General features: G+C 34.8%; 17 protein-coding genes and 1 riboswitch. Of the genes, 13 read left to right on the plus strand and 4 right to left on the minus strand.

The window, feature by feature from the left end:
- The first annotated feature begins 39 nt into the window (after positions 1–39).
- From SLH52_RS10775 to SLH52_RS10795, 5 genes are all read left to right on the plus strand, one after another.
- Positions 40–552: an NUDIX hydrolase gene (locus SLH52_RS10775; protein WP_320209280.1), complete on the plus strand. Its 513-nt coding sequence runs from the start codon at positions 40–42 to the stop codon at positions 550–552.
- Between the two features lie 595 nt (positions 553–1,147).
- A complete protein-coding gene (locus tag SLH52_RS10780) occupies positions 1,148–1,360 on the plus strand; it encodes a hypothetical protein (RefSeq protein ID WP_320209281.1) in 213 nt (70 codons plus the stop codon).
- A 252-nt stretch (positions 1,361–1,612) separates the two neighbouring features.
- Positions 1,613–1,831: riboswitch (cobalamin riboswitch) on the plus strand.
- A 338-nt stretch (positions 1,832–2,169) separates the two neighbouring features.
- Entirely contained in the window at positions 2,170–4,380 is a 2,211-nt protein-coding gene (locus SLH52_RS10785) for a ribonucleoside-diphosphate reductase subunit alpha (RefSeq protein WP_413785514.1), read from the plus strand.
- A gap of 15 nt (positions 4,381–4,395) precedes the next feature.
- Positions 4,396–5,439, plus strand: a complete 1,044-nt coding sequence (locus tag SLH52_RS10790; RefSeq protein WP_413785513.1) for a ribonucleotide-diphosphate reductase subunit beta — start codon at positions 4,396–4,398, stop codon at positions 5,437–5,439.
- Positions 5,440–6,692: 1,253 nt separating this feature from the next.
- Positions 6,693–7,511, plus strand: coding sequence for a C39 family peptidase (locus tag SLH52_RS10795; RefSeq protein ID WP_320209284.1), 819 nt, complete (start codon positions 6,693–6,695; stop codon positions 7,509–7,511).
- A gap of 64 nt (positions 7,512–7,575) precedes the next feature.
- Here SLH52_RS10795 and SLH52_RS10800 read toward each other — a convergent pair whose 3' ends face one another.
- Positions 7,576–8,166: a GNAT family N-acetyltransferase gene (locus SLH52_RS10800; protein WP_320209285.1), complete on the minus strand. Its 591-nt coding sequence runs from the start codon at positions 8,164–8,166 to the stop codon at positions 7,576–7,578.
- 565 nt (positions 8,167–8,731) lie between these two features.
- Between SLH52_RS10800 and cspD the strand changes: the two genes are divergently transcribed.
- Positions 8,732–8,935 carry a cold-shock protein CspD gene (gene cspD, locus SLH52_RS10805; protein WP_320209286.1) on the plus strand — a complete coding sequence of 68 codons (204 nt, stop codon included), beginning with the start codon at positions 8,732–8,734 and terminating at the stop codon, positions 8,933–8,935.
- 215 nt (positions 8,936–9,150) lie between these two features.
- On the opposite strand, the gene SLH52_RS10810 is transcribed toward cspD, so the two are convergent.
- Complete coding sequence (locus SLH52_RS10810; RefSeq protein ID WP_320209287.1) at positions 9,151–9,540, minus strand: DUF2500 domain-containing protein; 390 nt, start codon at positions 9,538–9,540, stop codon at positions 9,151–9,153.
- A gap of 168 nt (positions 9,541–9,708) precedes the next feature.
- On the opposite strand from SLH52_RS10810, the gene SLH52_RS10815 reads away from it, so the two are divergent.
- On the plus strand, positions 9,709–11,214 hold the full coding sequence (locus tag SLH52_RS10815) for a VWA domain-containing protein (protein ID WP_320209288.1): 1,506 nt from the start codon (positions 9,709–9,711) through the stop codon (positions 11,212–11,214).
- A gap of 237 nt (positions 11,215–11,451) precedes the next feature.
- On the opposite strand, the gene fdhF is transcribed toward SLH52_RS10815, so the two are convergent.
- On the minus strand, positions 11,452–13,512 hold the full coding sequence (fdhF, locus tag SLH52_RS10820) for a formate dehydrogenase subunit alpha (RefSeq protein WP_320209289.1): 2,061 nt from the start codon (positions 13,510–13,512) through the stop codon (positions 11,452–11,454).
- A 618-nt stretch (positions 13,513–14,130) separates the two neighbouring features.
- Positions 14,131–14,232, minus strand: coding sequence for a YjcZ family sporulation protein (locus SLH52_RS10825; protein ID WP_214481350.1), 102 nt, complete (start codon positions 14,230–14,232; stop codon positions 14,131–14,133).
- Between the two features lie 579 nt (positions 14,233–14,811).
- Between SLH52_RS10825 and SLH52_RS10830 the strand changes: the two genes are divergently transcribed.
- From SLH52_RS10830 to cysK, 6 genes are all read left to right on the plus strand, one after another.
- Positions 14,812–15,207, plus strand: coding sequence for a VOC family protein (locus tag SLH52_RS10830; protein WP_320209290.1), 396 nt, complete (start codon positions 14,812–14,814; stop codon positions 15,205–15,207).
- A gap of 633 nt (positions 15,208–15,840) precedes the next feature.
- A complete protein-coding gene (gene liaF, locus SLH52_RS10835; RefSeq protein ID WP_320209291.1) occupies positions 15,841–16,653 on the plus strand; it encodes a cell wall-active antibiotics response protein LiaF in 813 nt (270 codons plus the stop codon).
- Between the two features lie 12 nt (positions 16,654–16,665).
- Positions 16,666–17,727 carry a sensor histidine kinase gene (locus SLH52_RS10840; protein WP_320209292.1) on the plus strand — a complete coding sequence of 354 codons (1,062 nt, stop codon included), beginning with the start codon at positions 16,666–16,668 and terminating at the stop codon, positions 17,725–17,727.
- Positions 17,711–18,349 (plus strand): response regulator transcription factor, encoded by a 639-nt coding sequence (locus SLH52_RS10845; RefSeq protein WP_320209293.1) that lies wholly within the window; start codon positions 17,711–17,713, stop codon positions 18,347–18,349. Before SLH52_RS10840 ends, SLH52_RS10845 begins: the two co-directional genes overlap by 17 nt.
- Positions 18,350–18,561: 212 nt before the next feature.
- Complete coding sequence (locus tag SLH52_RS10850; RefSeq protein WP_320209294.1) at positions 18,562–20,025, plus strand: amidase family protein; 1,464 nt, start codon at positions 18,562–18,564, stop codon at positions 20,023–20,025.
- A 53-nt stretch (positions 20,026–20,078) separates the two neighbouring features.
- Positions 20,079–21,008, plus strand: a complete 930-nt coding sequence (cysK, locus tag SLH52_RS10855) for a cysteine synthase A (protein ID WP_320209295.1) — start codon at positions 20,079–20,081, stop codon at positions 21,006–21,008.
- Positions 21,009–21,212: the final 204 nt, after the last annotated feature.

Consider the following 21,212-nt stretch of genomic DNA (forward strand, 5'->3'; position numbering starts at 1 on the left):
AAATGGGAATAGTCTGAAATCAAGTAATGAGGTGGAAATTTGAATTTTAACAAAATACTAGAGTTGCACAATAATAGAACATATAACGGGATCATTTACAGAGAAGCAATTAGGGCCATAATTATTTCGAAAAATCATATTTTACTAGTTCATTCAAATAGAGGGGACTATAAGTTTCCAGGAGGTGGAGTGGAAGAGAATGAGAGCCATTATGAAACACTAGTCCGTGAAGTGAGAGAAGAAACTGGATACACGAACTGTGTCGTTAAAGAAAAAGTTGGAACGGTAATTGAACGAAATATGGACGAATACATTAAAGATAAATTATTCCAAATGACTTCACATTATTATCTGTGTGAATTGACAAATAAAGAATACATCTCTCAACAACTGGATGAATATGAGTCTGTACTTGAATTCAAACCAAGATGGGTTTCCATAGAAGAAGCACTTAAAAAAAATGAAAGTCTTATGAATCAGTTTGAGAAAAATAGCTGGTTGAAACGTGAAACTTTCGTACTAAATGAATTAAAGCAATTGTATAAAAGGTAATTTTTAATTAGAGCAACAACGGAAGGTAGTTATTGTGACTTTGAAGGAAATCATGAAATTAAGTCTTGAACATAACAGCGCTAATCTGATGTACAGATTAGCGTATTTTTTTAGGGGTAGGTTCATTAACAAGGGATTTCCTTAGAACTGAATATTCGAAATAATGGGTATTGAGTAAAAGGAACAGAGTTGGTTAACGAGGTATAAAATATTTTGAGTGATTAAAAAATAGGTTGGTGAATTTGATGTCGAAAAAAAATCTTAATGATTTTTGCATCAGTGATGTTAATCTCTTTATTATGGATTGGGCATATCGAACAATAATAAAGGCAATTAACCGAAATAATAGTTTATGAGAGGTATTAGATGTTTTTAACGCTACAAAGGACAAAGTACTTGTTTTCAAATATCGTACAAAAGATAGAGAAACACTTACAAAAAACAATTAGGACACTTTAAAATCAACAAGGAAAACTCATCATCAATTGGTTTATCTGATGCTAACCTTACTGGATTTCTTACAGACTATTTCTTTACACACTATTTCTTAACAAACTCAGACACTGGTGAGAAATATCTGTATGGAATAGTGAATATGCCTAAAAATGTAAAAGAAATAAGTGTTAGTTATGATTTACCTAAGATGAACACTTTGCCATCAGAAAGGATTACAAGAAAGTCTTCAGTAGAAAATAATTTGTTCTTGTTAAATATGGTTGATAACACAGAAATGGGTGAAAATTGGTTGTTTTCTTTTTATGATGGAGATGGCAATTTAATTAAAGAGTCTTCTGAGTTTGCTTATTAACCAAACAATGGGGGGGCTTGAATACTATTATCAATCTCTTTTTTATTTGTCTTGAATTCGCACCTTCAATAATCAAAAAAAGACAGTTTAAGAGCTATTTGACGGAAAGTTTTTATAAAGAGTAAACAACACATAAAAATATTAAGCGGCGTGTAGTTCAATCTATTTTTATTGCAAGAAATGTCAAAACCTATTATAATTTAAATTGAAATTCAATATTTAGTAGTATAATTAAGTTGATAATACAATATTTTGTTATCTAGTAAAAAAGGTGTCGAAAATCGACGTATATGATGTTCGGAAAATATAGAACATCTCTTTATAGGGAATTTGGTGAAAATCCAAAACTGTACCCGCAACTGTAAGTGCTGATGAAATAAGCGAAACCACTGTGAAGTACGATTTCATGGGAAGGGCTTAAAGTAAAGCGAAGCACAAGTCAGGAGACCTGCCTTTTTTATGAAGTACTATTTTCTTCGGGAGTTGGGAGAATAGGACGAGGAGAAGAAAATCATTCAAACATTTTTTGAATGATTATTCCTAAAAGGGTGATAATTCTCTCTTTTACATATCCATCGTTCTGTTCGCTCATCTTACTAAGGATGAGCTTTTTTATATTTGTTAGGATGAACAAAGCCTAGCTCTGCCTTCTAACCCATCGAGTCACTTCACATTTTTCTAGCATGTAAAATGATTTCAATGCTTGTTGGAGGTAGACGAGGTTCATTCGCATTTTTTATTAAAAGGGGATGGAAAGAATGCAAAAAGTATTAGTTGAATATGAGCAGTTGGCTGGTAGTACGTCTGAGATGGTTTTAGATTATGTTCAAAAAATAGCTGATAGATTTCCTCATTTATCATTTGATGAATATCGAGAGAAATTAATGCTAGCATTTGAGAATAAAGATGAATGGCATAATGACCAACTAACTAACGTGTTAATATTATCAGCATTGGAAAGAATTACAGCGTTAGAACCTGATTGGACTTTCTTTGCTGCAAATATATACCTAGATTCGCTTTATCAAAAAGCGGCTAAAAATAGAGGTGAGCAGTCAGGTTACCACTATGGCTCATTTTATCAATTGCTATTAAAGCTGACAGAGATGGGAATTTATAGTCCGAAATTACTGGCACAATATTCAAGAGAAGAAATTGATTTATTAGCAGACATTATCGTACCTGAGCGGGATCAACATTTTACATATATCGGTTTATTAACATTATCAGATCGCTATTTGGCAAAGTCTCATCTAGGAGAAGTATTTGAGTTACCACAAGAGCGATTTCTCATCATTGCAATGACATTGATGATGAACGAAAATAAGGAAAAGAGATTAGCACTTATTAAGGAATCGTATTGGGCACTTTCAAATTTGTATATGACGGTTGCAACGCCAACACTTGCTAACGCTGGAAAAAGCTATGGTCAGTTATCAAGTTGTTTTATAGATACAGTTGATGATAGCTTGCAAGGAATATATGATTCGAATACAGATATCGCGAATTTATCTAAAAATGGTGGAGGGATAGGTGTTTATTTAGGGAAAATTAGAGCGAGAGGTAGTGACATAAAGGGTTTTAAAGGTGTTTCATCAGGGGTTATACCTTGGATGAAGCAGTTAAATAATACGGCGGTGTCTGTTGACCAGCTTGGTCAAAGGCAAGGAGCGATTTCAGTTTATTTAGATGTATGGCATAAGGATATATTGTCGTTTCTTGATACGAGATTAAACAACGGAGATGAAAGGTTGCGTACACATGATTTATTTACTGGAGTGTGTATACCTGATGTATTTATGGAGGTTGTTGAAGAACGAGGTGAATGGTATCTTTTTGACCCACACGAAGTAAGGAAAATAATGGGTTTTTCATTAGAGGATTATTTTGATGAAGAGCTTGGCAAAGGGTCTTTCCGAGATAAATATTGGGAATGTGTCAACAATCCGAACCTTTCAAAAGAAGCTGTAGCGGCGATAGACATTTTCAAGGCTATTATGATTTCACAGTTAGAAACAGGAACACCATATATGTTCTATCGAGATACAGCAAATAGAGCAAACCCAAACAGACATAAAGGAATGATATATTGTAGTAATCTGTGTACAGAAATTATGCAAAATATGAGTCCTACAGTTGTTGTTGAACAAAAGGTAGATGATGGACAAATCATTACTGTGAAAGAGCCTGGCGATTTTGTCGTTTGTAATTTATCATCAATCTCTTTAGCTAAAGCAGTTCAGGATGATGTCCTTAACCGGTTAATAAAAATACAAGTTCGTATGCTTGATAATGTAATAGATTTAAATGCAATTCCTGTATTACAAGCTGAAATAACAAATGAAAAATATAGAGGGATTGGGTTAGGTACATTTGGGTGGCACCATTTATTAGCATTAAAAGGTATAGCGTGGGAAAGTGAAGAAGCTGTCGCTTATTGTGATGAACTGTATGAACAAATTGGATACGAAACGATTCAAGCTAGCATGGAGTTGGCGAAGGAAAAAACACCCTATCCTGCATTTTATGGATCAGATTGGGAATCAGGAGAATATTTCGAATACAGAAGATATCATTCAAAGCAATGGATTGAGTTAAAAGGAAATGTTAAGAAGCACGGTATTCGTAACGGCTATTTGCTTGCAGTAGCACCTAATTCATCAACTTCGATCATTGCAGGGTCTACAGCAAGTATTGACCCGATATTTAGAAAAGAATACTCTGAAGAGAAAAAGAATTATAAAATACCAGTTACTGCTCCAGATTTAACACCTCATACAAATTGGTATTACAAGTCAGTTTATACTATTGACCAAAAGTGGAGTATTATGCAAAATGCGAAACGACAGCGTCATATCGACCAATCGATTTCATTTAATATTTACGTTCGGAATGACATAAAGGCAAAAGAATTATTGGAGCTTCATACACTTGCTTGGCAAAACGAATTAAAAACAACCTATTATGTACGGTCAACATCGACTGCAAACATTGAAGATTGCGATAGCTGTCATAGCTAGAAGAGGGGGATATTGATGATTACAATTGCAAAACGAGAGCTTATGGATACACAAGCACCTAACTGTTCGACAAGTATGATCAACGGGGCAAGTTCAAATATATTAAACTGGGATGACGTCCGTTTTCCTTGGGCATACCCAAAATACAAAGTAATGTTAGCAAACTTTTGGACACCGTTTGAAATTAATATGGGCAAGGATATAAAACAATTTCCACAGCTCTCTCAAGTTGAGCAAGAAGCGTTTTTAAAAATCATTGGATTATTAGCTCTTTTAGATAGCGTTCAATCTGACTATGCAAGTAAGGTTGCTGACTATATTACAGATTCTTCTGTCAATGCACTTATGATTATGCTGGCTCAGCAAGAGGTCGTTCACAATCACTCGTATTCCTATGTTTTATCAAGCATTGTACCAAAAAAAATTCAGGATGAAGTGTTTGAATATTGGCGTACAGAAAATACATTACGAAAACGTAATGACTTTATCACGAATGGATATAAAGATTTTACTAGACAGCCATCCATTGAAAACTTTTTGCACTCGATTATATATGATGTTATTTTAGAAGGCTTGTTTTTCTATAGTGGCTTTGCTTTCTTTTATAATTTAGCACGCAATCAAAAAATGGTTGCAACATCAACGATGATTAATTATATAAATAGAGATGAACAAATTCATGTAGGCTTATTTGAAAAAATATATAAAGAAGTTTTAAAGGAAAATCCAGAGTATAACACCCCAGAACTAGAGCAGTATGCAATTACTGCGTTCCGGAAGGCAGCAGAATTAGAAATTGAATGGGGACGTGAAATAATAGGTAATAAAATGGATGGAATTGTATTTGAGGAATTGGAGCAATACATTCAATATATGGCCAATAAACGTTGCCATCAATTGGGGTATGGTAGAAGTGTTTTTCCTCATGCACCGATAAAAAATCCATTGCGGTGGATTATCGCTTACCAAGAAGTCGATTTAGGTAAAACAGATTTTTTTGAACAAAAATCTCGTCAATATACAAAAGCATCCGATGTGAATGGTTTTGATGATTTGTAAAAAATGAAAGCTTTATGAATGGTTTCTAGAGACTTAAGGGGTATTTCAGAGTGGAATTTTTGCATTTTTTTTAAACATCTTACCCACACAACCTTTTAGAGGGGCATTCAAAATGGAATATAACTGAATGAATATACTATCGGAAAGTACTAGTACCATACATTAAGGGTATGGATATTGAAGATTATTTAATTAAACCACGTCAAAAAAAGCATCTCAATCAATAGAGATGCTTTTTGTTTAGAGAACTATTAGCTTCTTAAATGACCTAAAATCCTTGTGAGTACGTATGACCCCAAAGCTTAATTAGTAGCAGAATCAAAAATACATTACCGTTTCTCATTAAAGTATAAATGCACCTAGATGTTGTTCAATATGTACAGAATAAACAAAAGTGTTAGTTGTACGATAGTGAAGATTGGAAAGGAAATTTTTATTTTTTACCAACAATTTCTTTAGTTTGGGCAATTAAAGTTTCTAAGCTATTTAATTCATTAGGGTCTTCAATTGAAATAGAATAGAATGTATTACCATCAGCTAAAAAAGATGCTATATCAATACTTTCGTATGTAAATCCTAGTTTCTTAAACAGGTTTAGAATGTTAAAAGCTTCTTTGCTAAAAGCCTCTTTTGCAACAAAATAAGCATCTGGAGCATGAGGTTTTATGGTAAGGCTAATTCCAATAGGTTCAACTCCAGAGTATATATAGTAAGGTACTTATTCTTAGGAAGTGTAACATGTGAGCTCATTTCTTCTATGGAAATATTTATATTTTGATTCAGCATTACCTTGAACATTTTATTTATCAATTCACTTTGACTATTTTCGATTCGATAGTGGTAATCATCGAAAATACTATATTTTTTATATAAAAGTTGTTAAAACAAATTCAAAGCATAGTAATATTAATAGAGAATTAGAAATGTGCTTAATAATCTAATTCCTTTTAGCTAGGCTCTAATGTGTAAACGGTGTAGCTATAAACAAAAGAGAACTGCAAGATGTGATTTTTATATAGTTATCACAAATTTACAAAAGAAAAGATGCTAAAAACGTTTTTGTATACGTGTTTATTTATTTAATAGGTTTTATTCACTTACATTCTAGTAGCTGATGTGTATTCTATAATTTTTATAGTCTTTAATCCAAGAAAAGATACCCCCTAACGTTAGTTTTATTCGTGTTTAGTTCTTTCAATGCGAAAACATCTATGAACAAGTGCTTAAATGATTTGGACTGAAAGAAGTTCATTTTGGGAGGTGTACTTATCTATAAAAAAATAAATACTTTTATTTGTTTATTCATTATAGTAATGTTAAGTGCCGGTTGTATAAATCAATCTAACCAATTATTATCAATTGAATTAGCAAAAACACACCGAAGCAACTTGTTAGAAAATGGTAATGTAGCGTTATACAAGTCAAATGATTTACAGTCACTATCGAAGAAGGTCATTGAAGCACCGCTGCTTCAACAGTTACCTGAACTTCCAAGAGGTTGTGAAGTTACTAGTCTTGCGATGCTACTTTCATATGCAGGACTTCAAATAGATAAAATGGAACTAGCAGAAAAAATTCCGAAAGTACCTTATTATAAGCACGGATTGTACGGAGACCCTAATGATGGGTTTGTTGGCGATATGTATTCATATGATAATGATGGCTATGCTGTGTTCAATAAACCAATTGAGAGTCTTGCAAATCGCTACATGCCTGGGCAAATTATTAATTTAACTGGAAAACCGTTTGAATTAATCGAAGATTATATAAAGAAAGGAGTACCTGTATGGGTAATCACAACAAGTATTTATAATGTTGTACCAGAAAAATATTGGGAAACGTGGGAAACAGCTTCAGGATCGATAAAAATAACTAAAAAGGAACATTCAGTGCTATTGACTGGTTTCGACAATAAGTATGTTTATGTAAATGACCCTCTTGTTGAGGAAAAAAATAGGAAACTAAATCGTGAAGATTTTTTAAGTGGTTGGAAGCAACTAGGAAGTCAAGCTATTACGCTATCTCTTAAATTAAATCCTGTTGCTCACCATAGTTTTTATGAAGTTGATTGATGTAAATCAACTTAGTCAATGTTTTACGAGAACCTTGTGACTAGGTTTGCCTAGAACAAAGTAACTATAAATCTGGATGAGAGTTATTTGAATCATTATTATCATGTTGAAAGGTTAGAACCTCATCAACTGGTTGATATGACTGGCCATAAAACTTTTCGTCTTTATATGTATGAATGTTCTCATACGTTTTTTTCATGCTGCGGAATATCGTTTGTTCAACGTCTTTTTCTGTTTCGTTATGAGGTGTCCAATATAAAATTTCCATCTCATTTACTTTATCAGTTGCTAATGACCGACGGCGATAAGTAATATTTTTTGCATGTGTAAAGCCTTCACGTTTATAAAACCGAAAGCGCTTTTCTGTATCTGTATCTTCATAATCAAGCGGTTCAACTTCAAGTAATATTGGTTTTTTTTGCTGTTTCATTTTGTTAATAAGTTTATGTCCTAGTCCTTGACCTCGCGCATTTTTTGAGACAAATAAATAATCGATCATGATGAACTCTTCTGTTTCGACGTACATCAGGACGTGATGAAGTCCTTCGTCCTTGAAATAAATATTACTCTTTTCTTTTAATAGAGCTTCCATATGCTCCTTAGACTTCATTTCTTCAATAGGAAAGTATTGGTTTAATTTTTCATACCAATTCATAACATAATGTCTCCTTACTTTATTTAAGTACAATTCTGACAACCTGTAACAAGTAACACTTCTTATCAAATTTAAAATTGACTGATTTTATGATTGTTAGGTAAACAACTCAGTATATTATTACCAGTTGAAAGATATTCAATCCAACTAAAAAATTACGGTAATATAAATTTTTTCCAATATAAATCCATAAACATATTGATAATTAACATGGATATGTTATAATGGCTTAGGTGCTTTAGCATCGAACGTTTGTTATCAAGTTTTATATAATGCCAGTCTATATTTTGAATTTTTCTAATTCACTGGCGTGATCATCGGAGTCACAAGGATGAAAGAGAGGTAGGGCTTTCATTGTTTTAGATGAAGGAATGTTAATTTGTGCTAGTAATCTTATGTAAAAGTAATTTAGGTCAAATTATGTATAAATATAGTTAATGGAGTAAATAATTCATGTATTATAAAGAGTTATCACTTCAACATTGGTACTTTTTATAATATGTGAATTTTTTATTTTGTATAGAAGTGATAATGAAGCATATTATTAAATTTTGGAGGTATTATTATGCAAACAACTGGTAAAGTAAAATGGTTTAATGCTGAGAAAGGCTTTGGATTTATCGAAGCTAATGACGGCAACGATGTATTTGTACACTTCAGTGCAATTACTGGTGATGGCTTTAAAACTTTAGAAGAGGGACAAGAAGTTCAATTTGATATCGTTGAAGGTAACCGTGGCCCTCAAGCTGACAACGTTGTAAAGCTGTAATAGGAACATAATAAATAAACTAAACCCGATGTGTAATCTACACATCGGGTTTTTTTATTTGCAGGTTTGTTCAATAAGACAAGTTTTCCCCTTTTATAAGAGAAAATGCCCCATGCCTTCGATCGATACAAAATAATCTATTTGAAAAAACATACGATAGATGATATCAATACATGTTAATGGAATATTAAGTGATGATTTTGCAAAAGTTTCAGCTAAGAGCGTGTAAATCCTTTATATCTACTCCCCTGAAATGTCAATTTTCCTTGATCGTCTTCGACAAGCATACCATATTCTTTCCCGCTAACTTGTAGCTCAATGCGATCACCACTTTCAACTTCAAAGGTAGCATAATAATTTGTACTAGAGCTAGTAGTAGGATGATCATTATGGCTACTAGAACGTCTTCTAACATTCATTCTCTTCGTCACAACAACCGCATTAACAGTTAAGACCGGTTGATTATTATTATGATTCCATTGTTTTACACCCGTTATTGCAGCAAAAATAATAAATCCAAAGACTATTATAAATCCAAATATGACTATATAAGGTATTATTTGGAATAATTCAAAACCTTGTTCAAATCCATTGTTGAATGGCATGTATCTCCCCTCCTTTCGACGACAATTCAAGTAAGAATGAAAAAAATGATGCACATCACATTATAACAAAATCTTTAGAATTCGTTACCAAAAAAGTACATTTGTAGTATCAAACTCTGTAACAAATAATTCCAGTCATTCGTCTAATTGGATGAGGGGGTCAAAATGATGAGAAAAATACTTGTTCTTTTTGTATGTATGTTGATACTTACTTCATGTGGAGGGAAGGAAGATTCAGGAGCAGCTGAAAATAAAGAAACTACTACTGAATCAAGTTTTTCATATAACCAAGCTGCTCCAGTTAGTAAAGAAACTTCTCTTCCTAATGGTGCTACTTATGATGATATGTATTTTGAACATTATGGTACAAATCCGTTCGTTTCAACTGAAGATGATTCACTTTCTACTTTTGCTGTTGATGTAGATACAGGATCTTATAGTGTAGTAAGGAATTATTTATCAAGAGGAACGATGCCACCTAATGATGCTGTAAGAGTTGAGGAATTTGTTAATTATTTCGATTCAAATGTTACTCCACCAGAAAACGAAATATTTTCAGTTCGTGTCGATGGTTCAAATTCACCGTTTGGTGAAGGTTATAAACTGATGAGGGTTGATATTAAAGGAAGAGAAATCAATGTCGAGGATAGAAAACCAGCACTGTTAACATTCGTCATTGATATATCTGGTTCTATGGAACAAGAAGGCAGATTAGAGCTTGTTAAAAAAAGTTTGCACTTACTGCTAAGTCAGTTAAAGCCCGAAGATAAAGTAAGTATTGTAACTTATGGATCAAATGCACGAGTTGTGTTACGACCGAGCTCCCTAGATAACATAACGGATATTGAACGAGCTATAAATGAACTTGGGCCAGAAGGGTCAACTAATGTTGAGGATGGATTAAAAATGGCTTATGAAATGGCGAGAGAAAACTTTCATCCCGGTGCAGTAAATCGTGTTATCCTTTGTTCAGATGGGGTAGCAAATGTAGGTGAGACAAGTGCTGATGGTATATTGGAACAAATTAAATCATATGCCAAGAAAGACATTACATTGAGTACGTTTGGGTTCGGTATGGGAAATTATAATGATGTGTTAATGGAACAGCTTGCTGATCGAGGTGACGGAAACTATGCATATATTGATACGTTTTCAGAAGCCCGTCGCATCTTTATGGAAGAGTTAACGGGTACTATATATACAATTGCAAAAGATATGAAGGTTCAGGTTGAATTTAATCCCGAGACAGTGGATCGTTACAGGTTAATAGGCTATGAAAATCGGGATGTGGATGATGAAGATTTTCGGAATGATACAGTTGATGGTGGTGAGATAGGTGCAGGTCATACTGTTACAGCACTATATGAACTGAAATTGAAAACGGAAAATCCAAATAATATTGGAGACATTCACCTAAGATTTACTGATGTAGAAGTTAATGAAATAAATGAAATTACTAAACCTTTGTCTATAACAGGAGATGTTGGCAAAGATTTTAACTTTATTGCTGCAGTTGCAGAATTTGCAGAGATATTACGAGGTAGCTATTGGGCAAAGGAAGGGACATTTAATCAAGTTCTAGAAGTAGCAGAACGAAATGCTAATACTGAGAAGGAGTTTGAATTTGTCCATATTGTAAAGGATGCAATAGCGATTGAAGCTGGAGAAAAATGATGTAAACGCTCAATTCGATCCCATAGATTTTCAAAGGCAATCGGCAGGAGAGGTTGATCATCATATCTTCAAGTATGTATTTACAATCGTGCATATTCCTATTGTCCGAATTTATATAGCTGCTATCAAAATATGTTTTGATAGCAGCTTTTTTAGCTCTATAGTGATTTTTCCTTAGAGTGAAGCAGTTTAGCCATCTCAAAATTAAACGTTGTAATGATGTTTAGATAGAACGTGTTAATTTATTTTCTCAACCTTGATGGCACATGATTTAAATTCAGCAGTCCCAGAAATGGGATCATATTCGTTAAGTGTCAACATATTTGTCGGCACCTCAGACCAATGAAAGCTCATAAAGACAAGCCCAGGGACCATTTTGTTTGTAATCTTCGTTTTCACTTTGACACTGCCTCTACGTGAGCTAACTTTGACGAGTTCGCCATCGTCCACACCAAGTTTTGCGGCATCGTCAGGGTGCATATCGATCGTCTCTTCTGTTTGCTTTATTTTAACCCCATCAGCATAGTATTTGGTTTGCGTATGTGTGTTATATGATTCATATCTTCTTCCAGTCGTAAGGGTAAAAGGGTATTCCTCATCTGGTAATTCTAATGGGGCTGTATATGAGACAGGAACAAAAGATGTTTTTTCACTCGTAAATTCAGTAGCATGAAACCGATCGTGTAAATATAATGTACCTGGGTGATCCTCTGATGGGCACGGGTAGTGAAGCCCATTTTCGCGGTCAAGTCTTTCATACGGCATTCCACCGTACATTTCTCGAGCTAGATTACGAACTTCATTCCAAATTTCTTCACTAGACTGATACTTCATAGGATAGCCCAATCTCGTAGATAGGTCACATAAAATATCCCAATCTTCTCTTGTATTAGGGTTTGGTTCTATCGCTTTCCTTACACGCTGAACTCTGCGATCTGTATTTGTAAACGTACCCTCTACCTCGCTCCAAGAACGAGCTGGTAAGACAACATCAGCTAACTCAGCTGTCTCAGTAAGAAATATATCTTGCACAATTAATAGATCAAGCTTTTCCAAAAGTTCTTTCGTATGTGACATATGGACATCCGCCATGAGAGGGTTTTCTCCGATTACGTATAATGCCTTTACTTCGCCACTTTCCATCTTTTCGAAAGTTCTCGTTTGGGTATCTCCAGCATGGGGGTTTATTGACACTTGCCACTCTTTTTCAAAGATTTCTCTATGCACCTGACTACTCACTTTGAAACCGCCAGGTAGTTGATTAGGTAGGCATCCCATGTCGCCTGCACCTTGAACGTTATTTTGTCCCCTTAGTGGCATAATGCCATTGCCTTCCATACCGATATGACCGGTTAATAAAGCTAAGTTTGCTATGTCGAAAACATTATTGACACCACTATGATGTTCAGTAATGCCAAGTGTGTATGCAATCATTGCATTTTGTGCATTGGCATACTGTCTAGCGACGTTAACAATTTGTTCTGGCTGCAAACCAGTGATAGCTGCAGCAAATTCAGGAGTATATTTTGCTACCTGCTGTTGAAGGTCATTAATACCATGAGTAACACGCGATATAAAGTTTGCATCATAGAGCTTTTCTTTCAATATAACATGTATGAAAGCGTTCATTAGAGCGATGTCAGAACCAACATTAATTTGTAAATGTTCATCAGCAAATTTAACCATATCTATTTCCCGAGGGTCAATTACAATGATCTTCAGCCCTTTTTTAACAGCCCTTTTCATGCGGTTAGCAATAATTGGGTGGGCTTCGGTTGTATTCGATCCCATTAATAAAAGTACATCTGCCTTATCAAAATCTTCTAATCTATTGGTAGGGAAACCGCTTCCAAGTATAGTCGCCAGACCGGCGACGCTAGGAGCGTGTCAAGTACGGTTACACCCATCAATATGATTATTTCCAATTGCGGCTCTCACAAATTTTTGAGTAATATAGTTTGTTTCGTTTGTAGAACGAGAACATGCAAACATTGTTATTGCGTCTGTACCCCAATTGTTTTTAATGTGCGATAATTTGTTTGCAATGAAAGATAAAGCGTCTTCCCAGCTAGTTGGTATTAGTTTTCCTGCTTTACGAATGAGCGGGGATGTTAATCTTGATGGTGAATGCACATAGTTATATGCAAAAGCTCCTTTAATACAAGTTTGTCCTTTGTTCACAGGAGCTTCTTTATCACCACGTATTCTAGTAATTTTATTATCGTTTACTTCTAAAACAAGTCCACAACCTGTGCCACAATAGCCGCAAATTGTTTTAACCTTTTTAGACTCTTCCATACTCTTATCCTCCTTTACAATCTAATAAAGATCAAGTTGTTTAACAAAGATGATAAGCTTACTATTATTTTAGCAAATCCTCATTTATGTTTGTGTGAATTTTCTAGTGAAAACATAGAAAATTTCATCATAATTGCTCTGGTCATCCTTTGTTATAATTTTTTAGAATTATGATTGTGAAGTTGAAGAACAAATGCCACGATACTACAATTGTGCACGTGTTCCAATAAGATGCGAAAAGCTATTGTGAAATCTGCTTGTATAAAAGGCTCGTCTCGTAAACTTTGTTGCTATTGTAATTAAATTAGTTCCAAAAATGTGGTTTTAAATTGTTAGTCATCGTTGTACAGAAGATAAGATGCCACGAACTCTAGTTAAGCACGTATTTATTTCTGAATACGAAAACAGCCTTACATAAAAATGAAACAGTAAGATTAGTTTTATGATAGAAAAGATGCTACGATCACAAGATGTGATGTGCAAATTCTTATATCTTAGAAAGAATTTCAGCAATCAATGTGAAAGCTCCGTATAAAAAACTCTTGGTCCCATTAATTGGTGACCAAGAGGTGTTTTTAAGCTTTAAATCAATTGTGTTGAGAAATCTCAGCGTGCAAATTAATAACCAAAACGGCCTACACAAGCACAACCAATTATGATTAATAAAATGAACAACACGACTACTAATGCAAATATACCGCCACCGCCATATTCTGCCACTTATAACCCTCCTTATAGGATAATTAATGAGGCCTAATTGCCTCGTTAAAAATAACATATGCAACCTAGGTAATATTGCTTGGGTCATTCAACTATTTTATGGAGAAATTTTTCATCATTTACAAGGCTCTTTTCTTATTCTTTGTCACAAAATTAACTGAAATTTATCAGCTAGATTGAGGAATTATTTATAGCTGTTGCTAATGATGCAAAGTGGAATAGTATCGCGTACTACAATGGCATGGGTTAATCTAAAACGAAATAAAAACTTATATGGCAAAAACAACGTGATAAAAGTGAGAAGGGTAGCGCGCTACTAAAAGTTTGTGTTTGGCGAGGGTGTTGACTTGTTTAATCAATTTGATTAGGATGCACTCTTTTTGTAGTGTGCTATTGTTATTCTTCGTTGCAATTGAGACTCAGTTAGGTCAGCAACAAGAAAAATTTGCAATTGAGCTTATTGTTAAATGAAAAAGGCTGTTTCCTAAAGGTTATTATTTAGTATAAATAATTGTAAGTCTGGAATTATCTGATAAAATAAATAATTGTGTGAAAAAGTAGAGAAAAGGAGGGTATCAATTGTCACAAGGACTTATACATCATATTGAAATAAATGTTAATGATTTGAAGACTTCAATTGCCTTTTGGAGTTGGGTATTAGAAGAATTAGGATATGAACCTTTTCAGAAGTGGGAAAGTGGTCAAAGTTGGAAGATTGGAGACACATACATTGTTTTCGTTCAAACTGATGAAAGATTTATGGACATACCTTATCATAGATGCAGAGTAGGTTTAAATCATTTGGCTTTCCACGCAAGTTCACGACAACAGGTTGACGATATGACAAAAAAGTTAAAAGAAAAGGGTGTGAAAATTCTTTATACTGATAAACATCCCTTCGCAGGAGGAGAAAAATATTACGCAGTATTTTTTGAAGACCCAGACAGAATTAAGGTCGAATTAGTAGCTCCTTGATCTCTATTTAACCTATAAATTTAGAGTTCTTTTATTATGCATTCCTTCACATCTCAACAGCTGTTTAATTAGCCTTTTGACACGATGAAATAAGCATTTGTCTATTCGGTTATCACATGCTAACAACACATTGCTTTAAGCTTTCATTTACTGTTAGGTGTAATAAATCACCTATTGTAGAATCAATTTCTTCCGCTTTAACAAGCCCTGTTCCTGCAATCATATTGCCCTTGCTATTTTGTCCGACTACAACAGTGATTTAGAGGTTTGACATTCTCTTTTTCTTGTCTTTCTATGTGTGATTTACGTTTCGTGCTTCCTTGAAGCAATAAATAACATTTCATGGAGCCTTTGGATAAGACAAACAATAGGTCTACAGACTGAGAACCCTCCGTGCCGTAGCATGTTTTCTTACGTATGAGGTATGTTTATAATAATGGTATAATATTAAAATATTTGACAGATTGCTAGTCGTATTTCGATCTAATAGGTAATCATTATTTAAAGCAACAATGTTCACTATCCTTTTAAAGTATATTTATAAAATTGAGTGGATAAGAAGGAACATTCAGTATTAAAGTCAAATTATTTATGGGGAGAACACAAGTGAGGTTCTTTTCTGGAGGGTTTATTATGAAAACACTTAGTCAATTTATTTGGGGATTTTTATTAGTTGGAATTGGGATCGTACTATTATTGATGAATATTAATGTTATTACATTAAATGTAAGAGATGTTTTTCACTTTTCATATCCGTTTTTATTCGTCATCATCGGCTTAAAATGGGTGGTAGAATGGGCAATTACTAAGGGAAGAACAGGATGGTTTAAAGGAGTCTTTTTTATAATTTTTGGGTCATTACTTATACTTGATAGATTTTATATTATTGAATTTGGATTTTGGGATGTATATAAATTGTGGCCACTTTTCTTCATTTTTCTCGGGTTGGAAATGTTCCGCAACAGGAAAATTACAGTTATAAAAGTTGAGAAGGATAGTAAAAGGAAGGAAAAAATGTTGAAAAAGGTCAGTGAATTCTATGATGAAGACGCTGATATACCTCACGACTCAAAGGGGGTTATCTTGAAAAATTTTTCTATAGGCACAATGAAATTCGATGACGAAAATTGGGCTGTTAAACCAATTAATATTAAGAATATGATTGGTGACTACTATTTTGATTTTAGCAGAGCTTATATCCCTGATAAAGAAACTGAAATAGTTATTCAAGGATTAGTTGGAGATATTAAAATGCTTATTCCAGAAGATGTTGCTTGTAAGATCGACACGACAGTAAACATGGGAGAAGTAAAAGTTTTTGAACTTAGAAAAGATGGAGTCCACAATACTATAAGCTTCGAGTCTGACAACTATCCATCTGCTTCTAGAAAGCTAACAATCCATCTTTCATTAAAAGCAGGTTCAATTCGAGTAGATCGAGTGTAGGAGGAAAAGCTCATGCTTAAAAATATTATAAGTATACGTTTTCAATTTATTCGCTCCCATCTCGTAGCTGCTCTAGTGTCAACTATCCTTTTCTTTGTTGGTTTACAGCTGTTTTTCTTGTTTTTTCCTACTCAATCCATACACATTCCTACAATCTTGTGGATGACGGTGTTTGTTACATGTATATCAATAGGATCGGGTATTTTTATTGGCTACCGGAATAGCATGTCTATCAAAAAGAGAATAGAGGATGTTTCAACATATATAACTGTGTTATCGAGAGGGAATTTATCAGAGCGTATACAAAGCGAAGAAAAAGATGAAATTGGCAGAATTAGTGATGAATTGAACCAACTAGCGATAAAAATCGAGGGACAAGTAGAATCATTGCAACGGCTTGCAGAGCAAAAAGCAGAGTTAGCTAATAATGCGCATACAGTAGCGGTTGTTGAAGAACGACAAAGACTAGCTAGAGACCTTCATGATGCAGTAAGTCAACAGCTTTTTGCGTTAAGTATGTTATCGTCAGCTGCAGTCCGACTTATTGATGATGACCCGAATTTAGCTAAGAAACAGCTTCAGGAAATAGGAGATATGGCTGGTCAAGCTCAAGTGGAAATGCGAGCTCTCTTGCTTCATCTCAGACCTGTGCGTTTGTCAGGAGAGCCTCTCGATCAAGCAATTAACCAGCTCGTTAATGAGCTTGAGCAAAGATGCCCGATCAAATTTAAAGTTTCTATTCAAAATATAAATGACCTTTCATTTGCAGTGGAGGATCATTTATTTAGAATCGTTCAAGAAGCTTTAGCAAATAGTTTACGTCATGCTGACGCATCAAAGATGAAAATCGATTTATATAAGAGAGATCAATATATTTTTTTACACGTCTATGATAATGGCAAAGGGTTTGATGTAACGAATTTAAAAATGGCTTCATATGGTCTACACACGATGAAAGAACGGTGTGAAGAAATTGGTGGACAGTTTAGCGTGAAATCCAACGTTGGAGAAGGAACATATATCGATATTCGCATACCTTTTAAAGGAGGAGAACACGATGGAGAAGAAAATTAAAGTGGTCGTTGTAGATGATCATGAAATGGTAAGAAGAGGTATTATTTCCTATCTTATGACTGAGCGGGATATTGAGATAGTTGGTGAAGGTAAAAATGGCAAGGAAGGAATTGAATTAGTAAAAAAGAACAAACCTGACGTTGTGTTAATGGATTTATTAATGGAGGGTGGTACAGGCATCGATGCAACCAAGCAAGTTATGGCTATCAATCCAACGTGTAAAGTCATCATTTTAACAAGCTATTATGATGATGAACAAGTATTTCCAGCAATAGAAGCCGGAGCATTTAGTTATTTACTAAAAACATCACGAGCCGATCAAATAAGTGATGCCATTCGCAAAGCATTTCGTGGAGAAAATGTAATTGAACCAAAAGTAGCTAATAAAATGATGAATCGTTTTCGAAATAGTTCTGAAAAACCACATGACAAGCTTACTGATAGAGAATTAGATGTGTTAATATGTTTAGGTGATGGTTTAACCAATCAAGAGATTAGTGATAAATTATTTATTGGGGTAAAAACGGTAAAAACACATGTGAGTAACATCCTTAGTAAACTTGAAGTAGCTGACCGAACCCAAGCAGCCATTTACGCTAATCGCAATGGTTTAGTAGGTTAATAAATAGTTTTTTTATGTTTTTTTAAGTCTCTTTTAGATAACTTTGTGTTGCCATTGTTCCTAAACAAAAAGGTAACATCTAACAGTCATCTTTATATAGAAGAAAAGATGCCACGAACGGTATATGGTTACGGGTAACACATTAACCAATCGAAAAGCTTATTTAACGTTTTACTTTAATTTATAATATTTTAGGAGGTTATTTAGAAGGCATGAAAAGTATAAAAAATTATTGGAGAGAAGAATCCACTATATTTGAAATGCAAGAAGCTATGGACGCTGAACTCATTTCTTCTAAGCAACTTGTTTTGTTTTTTTTACATAGAATAGCATCCTTTGATAGCGAAGGACTTGCAATCAATTCCATTGCACAAATTAATCCTGATGCACTACATATTGCAGAATCTCTTGACAGGGAAAGAAAGTTAACAGGAGCTCGAGGTCACTTGCATGGAATTCCTATTTTATTAAAAGATAACATAGATACAGATGATAAAATGAATACGAGTGCAGGGTCATTAGTGCTAGCAGATTCTTATGCTGCTGATGATGCTTTTGTAGTAAAGCAGTTACGAAAAGCAGGGGCAGTGATACTTGGGAAAACTAACATGACTGAATTTGCTAATTATATGGCTGAAAATATGCCTTCAGGCTATAGTTCAAAGGGTGGACAAGTATTAAACCCGTACGGACCTGGTAGGTTTGATGTTGGAGGTTCAAGTTCGGGCTCTGGTGCAGCAATAGCAGCTAACTTTGCAGCTGCAGCTATAGGAACTGAGACATCTGGATCGATTCTAAACCCAGCTGTAAACAATTCCCTCGTTGGCATCAAACCTACGGTTGGTCTTGTCAGTCGCGATGGAATCATTCCGATAGCTTTCAGTCAAGATGTTGCAGGCCCAATGGCAAGAAATGTGAGCGACGCTGCAATCTTGTTAAGTGCAATTACTGGCATAGATCATGAAGACCCGTCAACAGCCATTAGCATAGGGCAAACGAAGAATGATTACAGTCAATTTCTGAATAAAGATGGTTTAAAAGGAGCAAAGATTGGTGTCTTTCAAGATGTTGAATTTGATTGTGCTAGTGAAAGAAAACTCATTCAATCCGTTATTGATGTCATGCGTGAGGAAGGGGCAACAATCGTAGAATCAATTACTATTCCGTCCTATAAATCACACTGGGATTGGAACGTATTGGATTACGAATTTAAGCCAGCAATCAATGCATATTTAAAGAAGTTGAATCACGGTCAAATCCGTACACTTGAAGATATCATTTCTTATAATGACAGTGTTCCTGAGAAAGCACTAAAATATGGGCAACACTATTTTTTACAATCCCAAAGTAAAAGTGGTGCATTAACTGAGGCCGAATATATTCATAGTAGAGCGAATGATATTTCTTTATCGAGAGACCAAGGGATTGACTACGCAATAGATAAATACGACGTTGATGTGATTTTATTTCCTTCAGATTCTGGAGCAGATATAGCAGCCAGAGCTGGCTATCCATCAATAAGTGTACCTTGCGGCTTTACTACAGATGGCAAGCCATATGGGTTCACATTGACAGGAAAAGCATTTACAGAACCACAATTAATAAAAATAGCTTACTCATACGAACAAAAAACAAAGCACCGTCAACCCCCAAGGAGTCAGCTCTCTGGCGCTTAGAAGTGTAAATATAGCAGTGGGGGTCTTGGTCTTGACCCCGAAGGAGTGTACATATGCGTGTCGTGCAAAATATTGCAGATTTAATTGGTAATACGCCACTTGTTAAAATAAATCGACTCACAGGTCAAAATGGAGCAACGGTTTATATTAAGCTTGAATACTACAACCCGAGTAGAAGTGTAAAAGATCGTGCAGCCTATAATATGATTATTGAGGCGGAAAAGCGCGGGTTGCTAAAACCTGGTACAACAATTATAGAGCCTACTTCTGGTAATACTGGTATCGGCCTGGCTATGAATGCTGCAGCGAGAGGGTATCAAGCTATTATCGTTATGCCTGACACAATGACAGAAGAGAGAATTAACCTCGTTAAAGCATATGGAGCAAAGGTTGTCTTAACCCCTGGTGAACAGCGTATGCCTGGAGCGATAGAGAAAGCAAAAGAATTAGCGAAACAGATTCCTAATAGTTTTATCCCAATGCAATTTGAAAACGAAGCAAATCCAAATGCCCACCGTACAACTACAGCGGTTGAAATAATTGAAGCTATGAAGCAAATTGGTAAAACACCGTCAGCTTTTGTTGCGACATCTGGAACTGGCGGTACGATTACAGGAACTGGTGAAACGTTAAAAGAAGAATATGAAAGCATAAAGGTATATGTTGTTGAGCCATCGGGTTCGCCGGTTTTATCTGGGGGGCAGCCAGGTAAGCATAAACTTGTTGGAACGAGTCCGGGGTTTATTCCTGATACGTTAAATACAAACATATATGATGAAATTATCAAAATCAAGGATGACCAAGCCTACAGTATTGTTCGAGATCTTGCATCAAAAGAAGGTATTCTTGTTGGGCCGTCTTCAGGTGCGGCTGTTTATGCAGCTATACAGGTTGCGAAAAAATTATCACCACAGGATATTGTTATATGTATGACCGCTGACTCTGGGGAACGCTATTTATCCAGTGATGTATTCAAAGATTGACGGTTTGTATAGAGCGAAAGCCATATCTATATGAATTATTACCTAAATAAACCTTCAATCTGTTCATATAATTATTTTGGCAAAGAAGTGATTAATTCTTAAATATCCATGTTAACTTCAGTCAGTTATTAACAAAACAAAGAGGCTGGGACATAACTAGCTAAAAAAATAAAGAGAGGTGAATTTGAGCTTACTAAAATTCAC

Source organism: Cytobacillus sp. IB215665, from assembly GCF_033963835.1.
Lineage (GTDB): Bacteria > Bacillota > Bacilli > Bacillales > SM2101 > Nanhaiella.